Annotated in this window: 13 protein-coding genes; 12 read left to right on the top strand and 1 reads right to left on the bottom strand. The window is 28.3% G+C overall.

Annotated elements, in window-relative coordinates:
• Positions 1-45 precede the first annotated feature (45 nt).
• Positions 46-1,314 (bottom strand): DUF4317 domain-containing protein, encoded by a 1,269-nt coding sequence (locus Q0W06_RS02115; RefSeq protein ID WP_297630739.1) that lies wholly within the window; start codon positions 1,312-1,314, stop codon positions 46-48.
• 583 nt (positions 1,315-1,897) lie between these two features.
• Here Q0W06_RS02115 and kdpF point away from each other — a divergent pair.
• The 12 genes from kdpF to leuC all read left to right on the top strand — a co-directional run bounded on the left by kdpF (position 1,898) and on the right by leuC (position 14,433).
• A complete protein-coding gene (gene kdpF / locus Q0W06_RS19630) occupies positions 1,898-1,975 on the top strand; it encodes a K(+)-transporting ATPase subunit F (RefSeq protein WP_366516746.1) in 78 nt (25 codons plus the stop codon).
• An 18-nt stretch (positions 1,976-1,993) separates the two neighbouring features.
• Positions 1,994-3,679 (top strand): potassium-transporting ATPase subunit KdpA, encoded by a 1,686-nt coding sequence (gene kdpA / locus Q0W06_RS02120; protein ID WP_297630742.1) that lies wholly within the window; start codon positions 1,994-1,996, stop codon positions 3,677-3,679.
• Positions 3,680-3,692: 13 nt separating this feature from the next.
• Entirely contained in the window at positions 3,693-5,765 is a 2,073-nt protein-coding gene (gene kdpB, locus Q0W06_RS02125; protein ID WP_297630745.1) for a potassium-transporting ATPase subunit KdpB, read from the top strand.
• Positions 5,766-5,775: 10 nt separating this feature from the next.
• Positions 5,776-6,372, top strand: a complete 597-nt coding sequence (locus Q0W06_RS02130; RefSeq protein WP_297630748.1) for a potassium-transporting ATPase subunit C — start codon at positions 5,776-5,778, stop codon at positions 6,370-6,372.
• Between the two features lie 87 nt (positions 6,373-6,459).
• Entirely contained in the window at positions 6,460-7,617 is a 1,158-nt protein-coding gene (locus Q0W06_RS02135) for a universal stress protein (protein ID WP_297630750.1), read from the top strand.
• A 36-nt stretch (positions 7,618-7,653) separates the two neighbouring features.
• Positions 7,654-8,037: a helix-turn-helix transcriptional regulator gene (locus Q0W06_RS02140; protein WP_297630753.1), complete on the top strand. Its 384-nt coding sequence runs from the start codon at positions 7,654-7,656 to the stop codon at positions 8,035-8,037.
• A 107-nt stretch (positions 8,038-8,144) separates the two neighbouring features.
• Positions 8,145-8,780 carry an isoprenylcysteine carboxylmethyltransferase family protein gene (locus tag Q0W06_RS02145; protein WP_297630756.1) on the top strand — a complete coding sequence of 212 codons (636 nt, stop codon included), beginning with the start codon at positions 8,145-8,147 and terminating at the stop codon, positions 8,778-8,780.
• Positions 8,781-9,315: 535 nt separating this feature from the next.
• A complete protein-coding gene (gene yjeM / locus Q0W06_RS02150; RefSeq protein ID WP_297630759.1) occupies positions 9,316-10,884 on the top strand; it encodes a glutamate/gamma-aminobutyrate family transporter YjeM in 1,569 nt (522 codons plus the stop codon).
• 214 nt (positions 10,885-11,098) lie between these two features.
• On the top strand, positions 11,099-11,536 hold the full coding sequence (locus Q0W06_RS02155; RefSeq protein WP_297630762.1) for a LytTR family DNA-binding domain-containing protein: 438 nt from the start codon (positions 11,099-11,101) through the stop codon (positions 11,534-11,536).
• 9 nt (positions 11,537-11,545) lie between these two features.
• Positions 11,546-12,265: a hypothetical protein gene (locus tag Q0W06_RS02160; protein WP_297630764.1), complete on the top strand. Its 720-nt coding sequence runs from the start codon at positions 11,546-11,548 to the stop codon at positions 12,263-12,265.
• Between the two features lie 368 nt (positions 12,266-12,633).
• Complete coding sequence (ilvN, locus tag Q0W06_RS02165) at positions 12,634-13,146, top strand: acetolactate synthase small subunit (RefSeq protein WP_297630767.1); 513 nt, start codon at positions 12,634-12,636, stop codon at positions 13,144-13,146.
• A 27-nt stretch (positions 13,147-13,173) separates the two neighbouring features.
• Positions 13,174-14,433 (top strand): 3-isopropylmalate dehydratase large subunit, encoded by a 1,260-nt coding sequence (gene leuC / locus Q0W06_RS02170; RefSeq protein WP_297630770.1) that lies wholly within the window; start codon positions 13,174-13,176, stop codon positions 14,431-14,433.
• Positions 14,434-14,437: the final 4 nt, after the last annotated feature.

Consider the following 14,437-nt stretch of genomic DNA (forward strand, 5'->3'; position numbering starts at 1 on the left):
TTTGAAAAGATTTATAATAATTATAGCTAAGTTTTTTAGTATTTATTATATTAAATCCTCTTGTCCATTAATTGTAGTTTGTTCATCATCATTAATGGGGATAATAATACATTTTTGTCCATCAATAATTTGAGATTTTATTTGAGGTAGTTTTTTAGGTTTTACGTGAAGAACTACATCATAATTAGAAGATTCATTTTCAAGGTCTTTTTCTGAATCAGAAGTTAGTGCAATTTCGCCCTTTGCTTCTTCTAGTTCTTCTTGTAGAAGTTGAACTTGTTTTTCAAGACGTTCCTCTTTTTTTCTTTGCTCATTAATCTTAATAAGTTTTATGTCAACTAAGTTTTCAGCAAGTGGAGGTTCTTCACTAAAGTTTTCTAAATAAGATTCCTCTATTTTAGTAGTTATTTCTTCAGGAATACCACTATTAATTAAAACTTCTTGGATATTTTTATCTGTTAATATCATTGGTTCTGCTTCAGGATCATCATAAATAGCATTATGTTCTTCTATAGTGTTATTTAAAGTCTCTTGAATATCCATAAATATTTCATCAGCCTTTTCTTCATCAGCACCCATTGTATCTTTAATGATAAACTTAAAGTTTTCTTTTTGAATAGTTGCTGTTTGCTTAGGAGAACATCCTAGAGCATTCTCCATTAACTCAGGATGATGTTCTTTTGGATTCTTAGTGTAATACATTAAAGAGTTTACATCAGCACTACGATCGATAAAAGCTGGGAATATAAAGCCATTTGTAGGCAAATCAACCACCCAATCTCTAATACGTGCTTTTATTTTGTTTTCTTCTTCAAAACATCTAAGTCCTGGTTTAGATAAAGAAACAGGACATATTGCACATAAAATATATTCATAAACCTCATCAGATTCATCTAATTTTAGGTTGTCCTTAGTTTTTGTAATAACATCATATGCATCATGGAAAAGAAGAATCAGAAAATTTCCAGTATAATCATAGTTTTCAATAATTGAAGTATAAAAATTTTCTAGAAGACTATCATCTTTTAAAGCACTCTTTTTTAATTGAGTAAGAGAAAGCTGTTTCTCATTAACAAAGTCCTCGTTAAGTGGAAAGTTTAATTCTAAGATATTATTTCCAATACTTCCGGAAAGAATCTTTTTAGCTATTTCTAAATATTTGAAATACTCATCATCTTCTAAATTTAAGAAAGTTTCTCTAAAATTAAAAAGAATATTTTTTTCTCCATTTACGTAACATCCACACATTTTAGTGAAAGTACATTGCTCTTTTTTATAACGTTTTTTTAATTCAAGAATATCTTTTTTTCGCATATAAGCCCCCTTGAGTTAGATTAATTTATATTCTATATTAGTAAGTATAAGCTTTTTCTTATATTTATTCAAAGAGAAACTTGTATGAATAAATATAGAAAAAATGAATAATTATAAAAGAAGTAAAGTGTAAAACTTTAAAAAAATAAAATATCTCAATATTATTCAAAAATAGCTAAATTTTTTAAAAAATATAGTAAAGGTTTAAAGTTGAGGCTAAATAGTTAACAAGATATAAATTTGAGTATATTTAATTCAAAAAGGTCACTATTTATTAATTAAATTAACTAGTTTGGGTAATGAAGGAAAATAAACAATTGCAATAAAGTTAATAAAACTTGCAAAAGATAAATAAAAAATCTGATTTTTTTATGCAAATATATTTAAAATTGAATAAAATGATTTATATTTATTCAAATTCAAATAAAAAATAGTCAAGCATATGCATGGAAATATAAAACAATTAATTCAAGGAAATGTAATAAATAAACTGTGGAAAGTTAGGGTAATATATATATAATTTTAATAAGTAGAGTAAAGTAAATTGTAAATAATAGACACATATAGAGTGGAGGATTAAAGTATGATATTACTAGGAATTATCATTATATTGATATTTGGATATTTATTTTATGCGTTATTTAATCCAGATAAATTTTAACTTTAGGAGGAATATAAAGTGGTAGGAGTACAATTAATTTTATTTTTAATTGTTTTCTTAGTTTTAATAGCCATAGTCGGAAAATATATTTCTAATATAATTAATTTTAGAAATTATAAGACAAATGGTTTTTTTGACAAGATAGACAATTGCATATATAAAGTTTGTGGAATTAGGAAAGAGAGTATGTCTTTTAAAGAATATGCAAAAGCACTTTTAATAAGTAACTTTTTTATGTTTTTATTAGGATTCATTATTCTAAAGATTCAAGGGTTAATTCCAATATTTAATTCGGCAAGTCATGCAAAGAATTTTAGTTTTTCTTTAGCGTTTAATACAGCTGCATCATTTGTGACAAATACAGACTTACAACATTATGCTGGAGCTAGTGCAGTATCAAACTTTACACAAATGTTAGTGATAACATTTTTAATGTTTACATCTGCTGCTACAGGTTGTGCTATAGCTGCTGGATTTATCAGAACTGTTGCAGGAAAAGAAAAAACTTTAGGAAATTTTTATGTTGATTTTACAAGATTTTTAACAAGATTATTAATTCCATTTTCTATAGTAATAGGAATAATATTAATATTCTGTGGAGTACCACAAAGTCTTAAAGGAATAGTTGATTATAAGACTATAACAGGTAGCTTCCAAAGCATAATGCTTGGACCGATAGCATCTTTAGAAGCTATTAAACACTTAGGAACAAACGGTGGAGGATTCTTTGCAGCTAACTCTGCACATCCATTCTCAAACCCATCTATTATAACTAACTATATAGAAATGATTTCTATGACAATAATTCCAGGATCATTTATAGTAGCGTTTGGGGACACTGTAAAAAATAAAAAACAAGCTATTGTTATAATAGTTGCTTTACTTGTTTTAGTAGCTGTATCATTTGCTATTATGTATTGTTCAATCACAAAAGGAAATGCAATATTACAGCACATGGGGTTATCAAAAGCAATGAGTGGCTCAGAAGGTCAGGAACTAAGGTTTGGAAATCTTGGAACGTCCTTATTTAGTACAATAACAACAACATTTACAACAGGAAGTACAAATGTAGCATTAAATGCTATGAATCCAATGTTTATTTTCGCAACTCTATGGGGAATGATGTTAAATACATTATTCGGAGGAGATGGAGTTGGTTTCTTAAATATTATAATGTATGTACTTTTAACAGCATTTATCTGTGGACTTATGGTTGGTAGAACACCAGAGTTCTTTGGTAAAAAAGTTGAAGCAAAAGAAATTAAACTTATTGCAGTTGCAATATTAATTCATCCAATTTTAGTATTATTCTCTACTGTTATTACTTTACTTGGTGGATTTGCAGCAACAGCAGGTGTTCATAGTGGATTCCATGGATTTACTCAAGTTCTTTATGAATTTACAAGCGCAAGTGCTAATAACGGTTCATTAATGGGCGGATATATGAATAATAATGCCTTCTTTAATATAATAACTGGTGTAATTATGTTAATTGGAAGATTCGCACCAATATTACTTCTTTTAGGAGCGGCTGTTTCATTAGCAAACAAAAAAGCAGTTCCAAAAACTGTAGGTACTTTCAGAACAGATAATGTTATTTTTGGTGTAATGTTAATTGTAATAATTTTAGTTATTGGAGCATTAACATTCCTTCCAGTATTGGGACTTGGACCGATAACAGAGCACCTAAGATTTCTAGCTTAGTGAGGTGAAGATTGTGAGCGAAAAAGAACAAGAGAAAAAGAAACTTTTAAGTAAGGATATCGTTGGGAAAGCTTTTAAAGATTCATTTGTAAAGCTTAATCCTAAACATATGATAAAAAATCCAATAATGTTTTTAGTTGAAATTGGAACAGTGTTAGTTTTATTACTAGCTATATTCCCTAATATTTTTGGGCATACAACAGTTAGTGGCGATGTAAGAGTATATAACTTTATAGTGGCAATAATATTATTTATTACTATACTTTTTGCAAACTTTGCAGAAGCTATTGCAGAAGGAAGAGGTAAAGCTCAAGCAAGTACATTAAAGCAAACTAAACAAAATACAAAAGCAAAATTACTTAATGATGATGGTAGTTATAAAATAGTAAATGCAGATGAGCTTCAAAAAGGAGATATAATCTTAATAGAAGCTGGAGATTTAGTTCCAAATGATGGTGAAGTTATAGAAGGTATAGCTTCAGTTGATGAAAGTGCTATTACAGGAGAATCAGCACCAGTAGTTAAAGAGTCAGGTGGAGACTTCGCATCTGTAACAGGAGGAACAAGAGTAGTTTCAGACTGGGTTAAAGTTGAGATAACAGTTACTCCAGGGGAATCTTTCTTAGACAAGATGATTAAACTTGTTGAAGGAGCAGAAAGAAAGAAAACTCCAAATGAAATTGCACTTAGTACACTTTTATTATCATTAACTATTATATTCTTAGTAGTAATTGTTACATTATATCCTTTAGCAGGATACTTAAATGTTCAAATATCAATAGCAACTTTAGTTGCATTACTTGTTTGTTTAATACCAACAACAATTGGTGGTTTATTATCAGCAATTGGAATTGCTGGTATGGATAGAGTTACAAGATTTAATATGATTGCCATGTCAGGTAAAGCAGTTGAATCTTGTGGTGATGTAGATGTAATGATTCTTGATAAAACAGGAACAATTACATTTGGTAACAGACTTGCAGCTGACTTTTTACCTGTTGGAGATGTAAAAAAAGAAGATTTAATAAAGCAAGCACTTATTACTTCTCTTTTAGATACAACACCAGAAGGAAAATCAGTAGTTGATTTAGCAGAAAAGTTAGGAATAACTGATGATATAAAAAATTATCCGGATATGGAGTTTGTAGAATTCCAAGCACAAACAAAAATGAGTGGAGTAAACTTAAAAGATGGAACTAGAATAAGAAAAGGTGCTAGTTCAGCAATTAAGTCTTTTGTTGAAAACTTAGGTGGAAATATTCCAGCAGACTTAGATGGAAAAGTTGATGAAGTATCAAAACTTGGAGGAACTCCTTTAACAGTTTGTGTTGATAATAAAGTATACGGAGTTATTTATTTAAAAGATACAGTTAAACCAGGTCTTGTAGAAAGATTTGAGAGACTTAGAGAAATGGGAATAAGAACTGTAATGTGTACAGGAGATAACCCATTAACAGCAGAAACAATAGCTAGAGAAGCTGGTGTAGATGATTTCGTAGCAGAATGTAAACCAGAAGATAAAATAGCTGTTATAAAGAAAGAACAAGATCAAGGTAAAATAGTTGCAATGACAGGAGACGGTACAAACGATGCTCCAGCTCTTGCACAAGCAGATGTTGGTATAGCAATGAATACAGGAACAACTTCAGCTAAAGAAGCTGCAAACATGGTTGACCTAGATTCTAACCCAACTAAGATTTTAGAAGTAGTTGAAATAGGTAAACAACTTTTAATTACTAGAGGAGCTTTAACAACATTTAGTATTGCAAATGATATAGCAAAATATTTTGCAGTAATTCCAGCAATATTTATTACTGCAATTCCACAAATGAAAGTATTAAACGTAATGCATTTATCATCACCTGCATCAGCAATACTTTCAGCATTAATATTTAATGCAATAATTATTCCAATACTTATACCAATCGCAATGAAAGGTGTAAAATATAGACCAATGAAAGCAGAAAGATTACTTCTTAGAAATGTTTTAATATTTGGTGTGGGTGGAGTTATTACTCCATTTATAGGTATCAAAATAATTGATATGATAATAACACCACTTTTAAGAATGTTAGGAATAATGTAGGAGGATAGATATGAAGCATATAAAAATAGGTATAAAAATAACAATATTTTTTGCAATTGTCTGTGGACTAATCTATCCCTTAGTTTTAACTGGAATAGGTCAAGTGGCAGCTAATAAAGATGCAAATGGAAGTTTAATTTATATAAATGGTAAAGCTGTAGGTTCTAAATATATAGGTCAAGACTTTAATAATGATCCAAGATATTTCCATGGTAGACCATCAGATATAAATTATGATACGACTCAAAAGAATGAAAAAATAGTACCTGAATCAGGAACAAATGTATTAGCACCATCATCTAAAGAACTACAAGTTAGAGTTAAAGCTGAAGTAGATAAGTTTATAAAAGAAAACCCAGGAGTAAATCCAAAAGATTTACCAGCAGAATTATTTACACAATCAGCATCAGGATTAGATCCAGATATAACTCTTCAAGGAGCACAAGTTCAAATTGATAGAGTAGCTAAAAATACAGGAATAAGCAAAGAACAGTTAAATAGCTTTATTAAAGAAAGTGAAGAAGCACATTCACCATCAGGAGAAACTTTAATAAATGTATTAGAACTTAACTTAAAGGTTGCTAAAGCAGGAAACTATATAAAATAAAAAAAAGGCAGTCCTTAGGGCTGCTTTTTTTATATAGAAAATGTAAGATAATATAATTAAGATATATGAAAAGAAAGGAAAATAAAGATGGACAGTAAAGTTACAAACTATAGAATAGAAGAATTTCATAGAGACAAACAAAATAAAAAACCAAACAAAGGAATATTTAAAGTTTATCTTGGATATTCGCCAGGAGTAGGAAAAACTTATAGAATGCTTGAAGAAGGAAACAAGATGCTAGAATCAGGTAAGGATATAGTTATAGGATATGTAGAAGATCATGGGAGACTTGAAACTAGAGAAAAGATTGGGGCATTAGAGGTAATTAAAAGAAAGCAAATAAAATATAAGAGTATAGACTTAGAAGAGATGAGTGTAGAAAATATAATTACAAGAAAACCTAAATGGGTTATTGTAGATGAGTTAGCTCATACAAATGTACCAGGCTCAAAAAATAAAAAAAGATATGAAGATGTATTAGAAATATTAGATAGTGGAATAAATGTTATGACCACAGTTAATATACAACATATAGAAAGTCTAAATGATATGGTACAAGAAATTACAGGAATCAAAGTAAGAGAAACTGTACCAGACAGAATGCTTCAAATAGCAGATGACATTATGGTTATAGATTTACCACCAGAAATGTTAATTAAAAGACTTAAAAACGGACTTATATACAAAAAAGAGAATATTCAAAGATCATTAGAAAACTTCTTTGTGAAAAGTAATCTTATAGCATTAAGAGAACTTGCATTAAGAGAAGCAGCGAACGAAATTGATGATGATTTAACAATATTAAAGAGAAATAGAGAGTTTAAGGATCATATAAATATAAATGAAAAAGTATTAGTTTGTATAAGTTCAAATCCAAATAGTTCTAAACTTATAAGACATGCGTATAGAGTTGCAAGAAGATATAAATGTAATCTATATGTTCTGATAGTAGATTGTACAAATGTAGTTGCTAAGAGAGAGTATAAGGAAACAGATAAAACTTTAGAGTCACATAAGGTATTAGCCAAGAATTTAGATGCAATAATAGTAGAGAGACAAAGCAAATCAGTTTCAAGGGCTATTGTAGACTTTGCAAAAGAAGAGGGTATTACACAGATAATACTAGGACACAGTAGAAGAAGTAAAATGCAAACATTATTTAGAGGTTCAACAATAAGTAAAGTATTATCAGAAGCACCAAATGTAGAAGTAAGAGTGATACCATATATAGAAGAAATAGAGTAGAAAATTTTAACGCTAGCAAAAATAGAGGAGAAAAAAATGAGTATTGCAGAGCGATTAAGGTATTTTAGAGAGAGAAGCGGATATTCACAAGAGGACTTAGCTAAAAAGCTTAATATTTCAAGGCAGTCTATTTCTAAGTGGGAATTAGGAAAAAGCACACCGGATATTAATTATATTATTCAAATGAGTGAAATTTATGATGTATCTTTAGATGAACTATTAAAAGGTGAAGAGAAGAAGGGTGAAGTAATAAACAGTGAGATAAAAGAAAAAGATTTAAGTATAATAAAAAAAGGCTTTTTATATTATAAAAAGGATTTTAAATATAGACACACTAATCCGGAGTTGGTGAAAATAAAAACTATAGGATGGTTAGTGATAATTGGATTAATTTTAATTCTAGGTATTATAATGCATTAAAAGGACGCAACCACAGGATGCAACTAAAAGTTGCATAAGAAATGCTTTAGATTTCTTTTAAAATATTTGATTATAGAAATATAAAAAATAGAAAGAAGGAATCTAAAATGGAAAAACTGTTATCGACACCTATGACATCTATAATTGGTATTCCAATTAATACATTTAAAGAAGTATGGCAATTTAATATATTTAATATTGCATTAGGAGGAATATTTCTTTTAGAAATATTAATTTTTATAATAACGTACTCACCAAAAAATAGAGAAAATAGAGATAAAGGAACAGTATATGTGGTTGTAGTGGGATTTATGGGAAGCATATGGATTAATACATATTTCTTAAAAGGTAGTTTCATATTTCCTAAAATTAAATTGCCTTATGAAAGTTATATAATAGGAATATTATTGATGATACTAGGCATTATAGTCAGAGCTATTGCGGTGGGGACATTAAGAAAAAATTTCACATTGGAAGTTAATATATCAAGTAAGCAAAAGTTAATAACGAGTGGAATATATAAATATGTTCGTAATCCAGCTTATACTGGAAGTATAGTTAGTCTTATGGGAATAGCGATTTCATTTAGATGTGTAAACTCAATTATATGGAGTTTTATATTATTAATAGTATGTTATTCATATAGAATTAAAGTAGAAGAAAGGGCTCTTAAAGAAAGATTTGGAGATGAATTTTTACAATATTGTATTAAGGTCAAGAAGCTGATTCCTTTTATATATTAAAATACGAAAAAAGAACTTAGTAAAAGATAAATCTTCTGCTAAGTTCTTTTTTTATGTAAAGGTATAGGAATGATTAAATAAAAAAGAATAGAATGAAAGAGTTTTTCATGGGTTATTCGGAAAAATATTAAATGCAGAAGAAAAACACAAATGTTGCATTTTGTATGCGTATAAAAAATAAAAATAGAAAAATTCTATTGAAAAATGAAAGAAAATAAAATAATACTTTCATTAAAATGTTAAAAAAAAGTGAAGACACGAAAATGCCAAATAATCAAAAAAAGATGGAATATTATTAAAAATAATTAGAATTTTGATAAAATGAATAGGTTTTTTTAGTGAAAGCATTAAAAAATAGTATATTAACTTGAAATAAAATTATTTTAAACACCTATTTAATAAAAAGTTAATTTTTGAAATGTTGAGAAAAATGCATAAAAAAGATATTATCTTATTAAGATGTTTCTGAACGAAAAAAAAATATTAAGGATTAATATTCGTTAGGATATAAACTAAAGAAGAAAGGGTGAAAACAATGAAGGATGCTAGCTTAAATAAAGGCGAGTACGCAGAAGAAATACAAGAAAACTTAATAGGAGAGGATAATAAGCAAACCAAGGTTGCAAAAGTTGGATTCTGGTCATTCGTAGCTATGATATTTATGACATGCTATGGATTAGCAAACGGACAACAAGTTTATTACCAAATGGGATATGCGGCGATAACTTATATAATTATTGGTGTTGTAGTATTCTTTATTCCATATACTTTTATAGTATCGGAAATGAGTTCGGCATTTCACCAAGAAAAAGGTGGAATTTTCTCATGGATGAAAAACTCAGTAGGGTTAAGATTTAGTACAGTTGGTGTATTCCTTTGGTATATTTCAGCAGTTATTTGGTGGTTTAGTACAAGTTCTATTTGTATCACTTTTTCAACAATGATTTTTGGTAAAGATGAATCTGAAACTTGGAGATTATTTGGGTTAAGTAATACAGGAACTACAGCAATTATAGGTGTTATTTGGTTTTTAGTTATAGTATTTTTCTGCAGAAGAGGTATTAAAGCAATCGCGAAATTAACTAATATTTCAATGCTTGTTACTATTCTTATGCACATAATAATTTTAGGAGGAGGACTTTTAGTATTTTTCTTAAATGGGGCACATTTTGCACAACCTTTAGATTATCACGGAATTTCTTCTTTATTTATGGGACCTAATAAAGCCTATGATACTCCAATTGCAGCACTTGCATTCTTAGTATTTGCTATCTTTATTCTAGGTGGAATGGAAGCTAGTGGTGGACTTATAGATAAAGTTGATAAACCAAAAAAGAATGTTCCAAGAGCAATGATTTTATCAGGTATTATAATAGCAGTTTTATATGTGGCTATAGTTCTTATTTCAGGAATGGCAATAAATTGGAAGTCAGCTTTTAGTGATCCAAATGTAAATTTATTTAATTATGCAATTTATATGGTACAACAACAGTTCTATATGTTAGGTAGAGAAATTGGAATGTCTCCAGCAGCTTCATTAGCTTTAGGAGAATGGGTTAATAGAATTACAACATGGGTTGGATTTATAGCTATGCTTAACTTACCATTAATGTTATTCTATCCAATTAAGCAAGTATTTGAAGGAATTCCAGAAGGAATGTTACCAAAATTCTTCCTTAAAAAGAATAAACATGGAATTACAGCAAATGCATTATATGTACAAGCGGCTATTATTATTGGAGCTATGCTTCTAATTGGATTCGGTGGAAATGTTGCAAATACAGTATATAATAACTTAACATTTATGGTTACTATAACAACAGCAATACCATGGGCATTTATAGTATTTGCATATATAAAATTCAAGTTAAATGATGATATAAAGAAAGAATATGAATTCTTTAATAAAAAATGGGGTGTTATCGTAGGTTGTATAACTCTCATAGCACTAGTATTTTCGATTGTATTCTCAATTATACAACCATTCTTAGAACATAATTATCAACAAGGAATATGGATAGTATCAGGTCCATTAATCTTTGGAATAATAGGATTCTTCCTAGCACAAAATTATGTAAGAAAAAGAAAAAAAGGCTTAATTTAATATATAAAATAAAAAGGAATTGCAATATGTAGTTCCTTTTTTGATTGTAGAAAGGATTTATATGCATTTGGGAAATAAAAAGATGCATGTTAGTTATGATTGGTTCATTTTAGAAGGAAAGAGAAATATAATAAAATTGTAGTTATAACTATTAATGAAAATATTTTTAAATCGATAGATAAGGGATAAAGAACTAGTTAAAGGGAGAAAAGAGATGAAGATAATAGTAGATGAGAGGCAAGCGGTTGATGAGATAGAAGTAATTATTAGATGTAATAAAGTAACTGATGAAGTTAAGAATATTATTAAGCTGCTGGATACTAGTATAGCGCAGATTAAAGGGCGTAGAGCCGGTTGTATAAGATTGATAAATATAAGTGAAATATATTATTTAGAAAGTGTAGATAAAAAAACTTTCTTATATACAGAAGATAAAGTATATGAAATAAAAGAAAGATTATATATGATAGTTGAAATGCTTAAAAATAAAGGATTTATAAGAATATCTAAAAGTATGATAGTAAATTTAATGTATGTTAGAGGAATAAAACCTAAAATAAATAAAAGATTAATTTTAAATTTAGAAAATAAAGAAAAATTAATTGTATCACGAAGTTTTGTTGATGAATTTAAAAGAGAATTAGGAATGTAGGTGAAGAAGATGTATATTAATATTTTAATTATTGTTGGAATTCTTATAATAATAGGAATAGTGATTAATTTGAAGTTAAAGAGAGAAGAAAAAAATTTAAATAATCATTTAGAAAAATACAGAGAGAATTTAAAAGAGCAAACTTTAAGTGAACAAGTTAAAGAGAGAATGAAAGAAGCAGAGAAAAATGTAGCATTAAAAGTACTTATTTTAAAAGGTGAGGAAAAATTTGCGAGAAATATTAGATGGGACAGCGATGCAGTGTTTTTAATAGAGTTAAGTGAAAAGGGAATAGAACAATATAATATAAATTTTCTTACAAAGAAAAAAGGAAAAATATTTGAAGAAATATTATGTGAAGCAATAAAAGAGATAAAAATAGATATTGGAATTGTTTATAGAAATAGAGGGGCTGCAATTTTTCCAAAATGGGATTATGGGAGTGAGGAAAAAAAAGATGATGTCTTTGGAAAGATTCTATTTACCTTAGAAATAGAGATAAAAACAATTACTGGAGAAATTAAAAGGTTTGCATCAGATGAATTAAGAGATAAATTAAGGATATTAGTAGAGTGGGCAAAAGAAAATAATATTAAAATAGTAGATAAAAATAATATTATAAACCAATTAGAAAAAATGAGTGATGGAGAAATATATAAATATTATAGAAATAGAAAAGAAGAAAAATATTTAGGAGTGAAAAATCATAATAAAATATATGAGGATTAGAATTATAGAAAAATGTGATTTTAGTAAATAAAAAAGAGTATTTAAAATTAAATATGATGATCAAGTAATTGGCTTAGAAAATTAAAAAATTTTTAAGTCAATTTTTTTATTAGGTTTTAAAAAAATAATAGGATAAATAAATTAAAAATTGAATGAATGATAATAAAATATATAGCACAGAAGGACAAATTTTTATATTTGTAAAAAATATTTCCAATAATTGACAGTTGGAAAGAGGAGTAGTAAAATTAACGAAAGATAAAAAGAGTTTTGTAAAAAGTAAGTGTTTAATTTCCACTTTTATGAGTAAATCAAAAAGTGGTTTTTTTATATAGATTAGTAGAAAAAGAAGTGAAGGGAGGCATATTATGAAAAGACATGTATTAGCTGTATTAGTAAAGAATTCTTCAGGAGTTTTAAGTAGGGTAGCAGGATTATTTTCAAGAAGAGGATACAATATTGATAGTTTATCAGTTGGGCAAACTGAAAATCCTAATATATCAAGAATGACTATTTGTTTAAATGGAGACGATAATATATTAGAACAATTTGAGAAGCAATTAAGTAAGTTAGAAGAGATAATAAGTGTTGAAAATTTAAGACCAGAAACATCTGTGTATAGAGAACTTGTATTAATAAAAGTGAAGGCAACACCAGAAAATAGAGGAGCTATAAATGAGGTTGTTAAGATATTTAGAAGTAAGATAATAGATGTTTCAAAAGATACATTAACAATAGAGCTAACAGGGGATGAAAGTAAAATAGAGGCATTGATTAATTTAGTAGAAGAGTATGGAATAGAAGAAGTTGTGAGAACGGGAATTACAGCTATAGAGAGAGGAGATACAACTATAACTAAAAGAGATAATTTTAGAATTTAAGTTATAAGAAATAAGGGGGGATTATGTATGGGAATGACTATGACACAAAAGATATTAGCTAAACATGCAAATTTAGACTTTGTTAAAGACGGACAACTTATTGAAGTTAGTTTGGATTTAGTTTTAGGAAATGACATTACAACGCCAGTTGCAATAAATGAGTTTAATAAATTTGGTGTAAGAAAAGTTTTTGATAAGGAGAAAATAGCAATAGTTCCAGATCATTTTGCACCAAATAAAGATATAAAAGCAGCAGAACAGTGCAAATGTATAAAAGAATTTTCAAGAGAAAAAGATATAAAAAATTATTTTGAAATAGGACAAATGGGAATAGAGCATTGTTTAATTCCTGAAAAAGGGCTTGCAGTTGCTGGAGATGTAATTATTGGAGCAGATTCGCATACTTGTACCTATGGTGCACTTGGAGCTTTTTCTACAGGAATTGGTTCAACTGATATGGCAGCAGGAATGGCAATAGGAAAATGTTGGTTTAAGGTTCCAAAAGCTATTAATTTTATTCTTAAAGGAAAACCGAGTAAATGGGTATCTGGGAAAGATATAATTCTTCATATTATTGGAGTGATAGGTGTAGATGGAGCATTATATAAATCTATGGAGTTTATTGGAGAAGGAGTAAAAAATCTTTCTATGGATGATAGATTTACTATGGCAAATATGGCTATAGAAGCTGGTGGAAAGAATGGGATATTTAAAGTTGATGAAAACACTATTGAATATTTAAAGGAGCATACAAAGAGAGAATGGACTATATATGAAGCAGATGAAGATGCCGAATATGAGAAAGTATATGAAATAGATTTAAGTAATATAAGACCTACAGTTTCGTTTCCACATTTACCTGATAATACAAGAACTATTGATGAAGTTGATGAGATTGATATAGATCAAGTTGTAATAGGATCTTGTACTAATGGAAGAATTTCAGATTTAAGAGTTGCAAGAGAAATATTAAAAGGAAATAAAGTTGATAAAAATGTTAGATGTATTGTATTTCCAGGCACTCAAAAGATATATTTAGATGCAATAAGGGAAGGCATAATTGAAGATTTAATAGAAGCGGGAGCAATAGTTTCTACTCCAACTTGTGGACCCTGTTTAGGTGGTCATATGGGGATTTTAGCTAAAGGTGAAAGGTGTGTTTCAACAACCAATAGAAATTTTGTGGGAAGAATGGGACATATTAAATCAGAAATATATTTAGCAAGTCCAGCTGTGGCAGCAGCTTCAGCTATTAAAGGTAAAATATTTAATCCAGAAAAGATATAGGGGG

The sequence above is a fragment of the uncultured Clostridium sp. genome, from assembly GCF_947072515.1.
Classification (GTDB): domain Bacteria; phylum Bacillota; class Clostridia; order Clostridiales; family Clostridiaceae; genus Clostridium.

Coding starts and splice junctions, on each gene's coding strand:
- Q0W06_RS02115 (WP_297630739.1), bottom strand. CDS start 1,314: ATGCGAAAAAAAGATATTCTTGAATTAAAAAAACGTTATAAAAAAGAG.
- kdpF (WP_366516746.1), top strand. CDS start 1,898: ATGATATTACTAGGAATTATCATTATATTGATATTTGGATATTTATTT.
- Q0W06_RS02130 (WP_297630748.1), top strand. CDS start 5,776: ATGAAGCATATAAAAATAGGTATAAAAATAACAATATTTTTTGCAATT.
- Q0W06_RS02135 (WP_297630750.1), top strand. CDS start 6,460: ATGGACAGTAAAGTTACAAACTATAGAATAGAAGAATTTCATAGAGAC.
- Q0W06_RS02140 (WP_297630753.1), top strand. CDS start 7,654: ATGAGTATTGCAGAGCGATTAAGGTATTTTAGAGAGAGAAGCGGATAT.
- Q0W06_RS02145 (WP_297630756.1), top strand. CDS start 8,145: ATGGAAAAACTGTTATCGACACCTATGACATCTATAATTGGTATTCCA.
- yjeM (WP_297630759.1), top strand. CDS start 9,316: ATGAAGGATGCTAGCTTAAATAAAGGCGAGTACGCAGAAGAAATACAA.
- Q0W06_RS02155 (WP_297630762.1), top strand. CDS start 11,099: ATGAAGATAATAGTAGATGAGAGGCAAGCGGTTGATGAGATAGAAGTA.
- Q0W06_RS02160 (WP_297630764.1), top strand. CDS start 11,546: ATGTATATTAATATTTTAATTATTGTTGGAATTCTTATAATAATAGGA.
- ilvN (WP_297630767.1), top strand. CDS start 12,634: ATGAAAAGACATGTATTAGCTGTATTAGTAAAGAATTCTTCAGGAGTT.
- leuC (WP_297630770.1), top strand. CDS start 13,174: ATGGGAATGACTATGACACAAAAGATATTAGCTAAACATGCAAATTTA.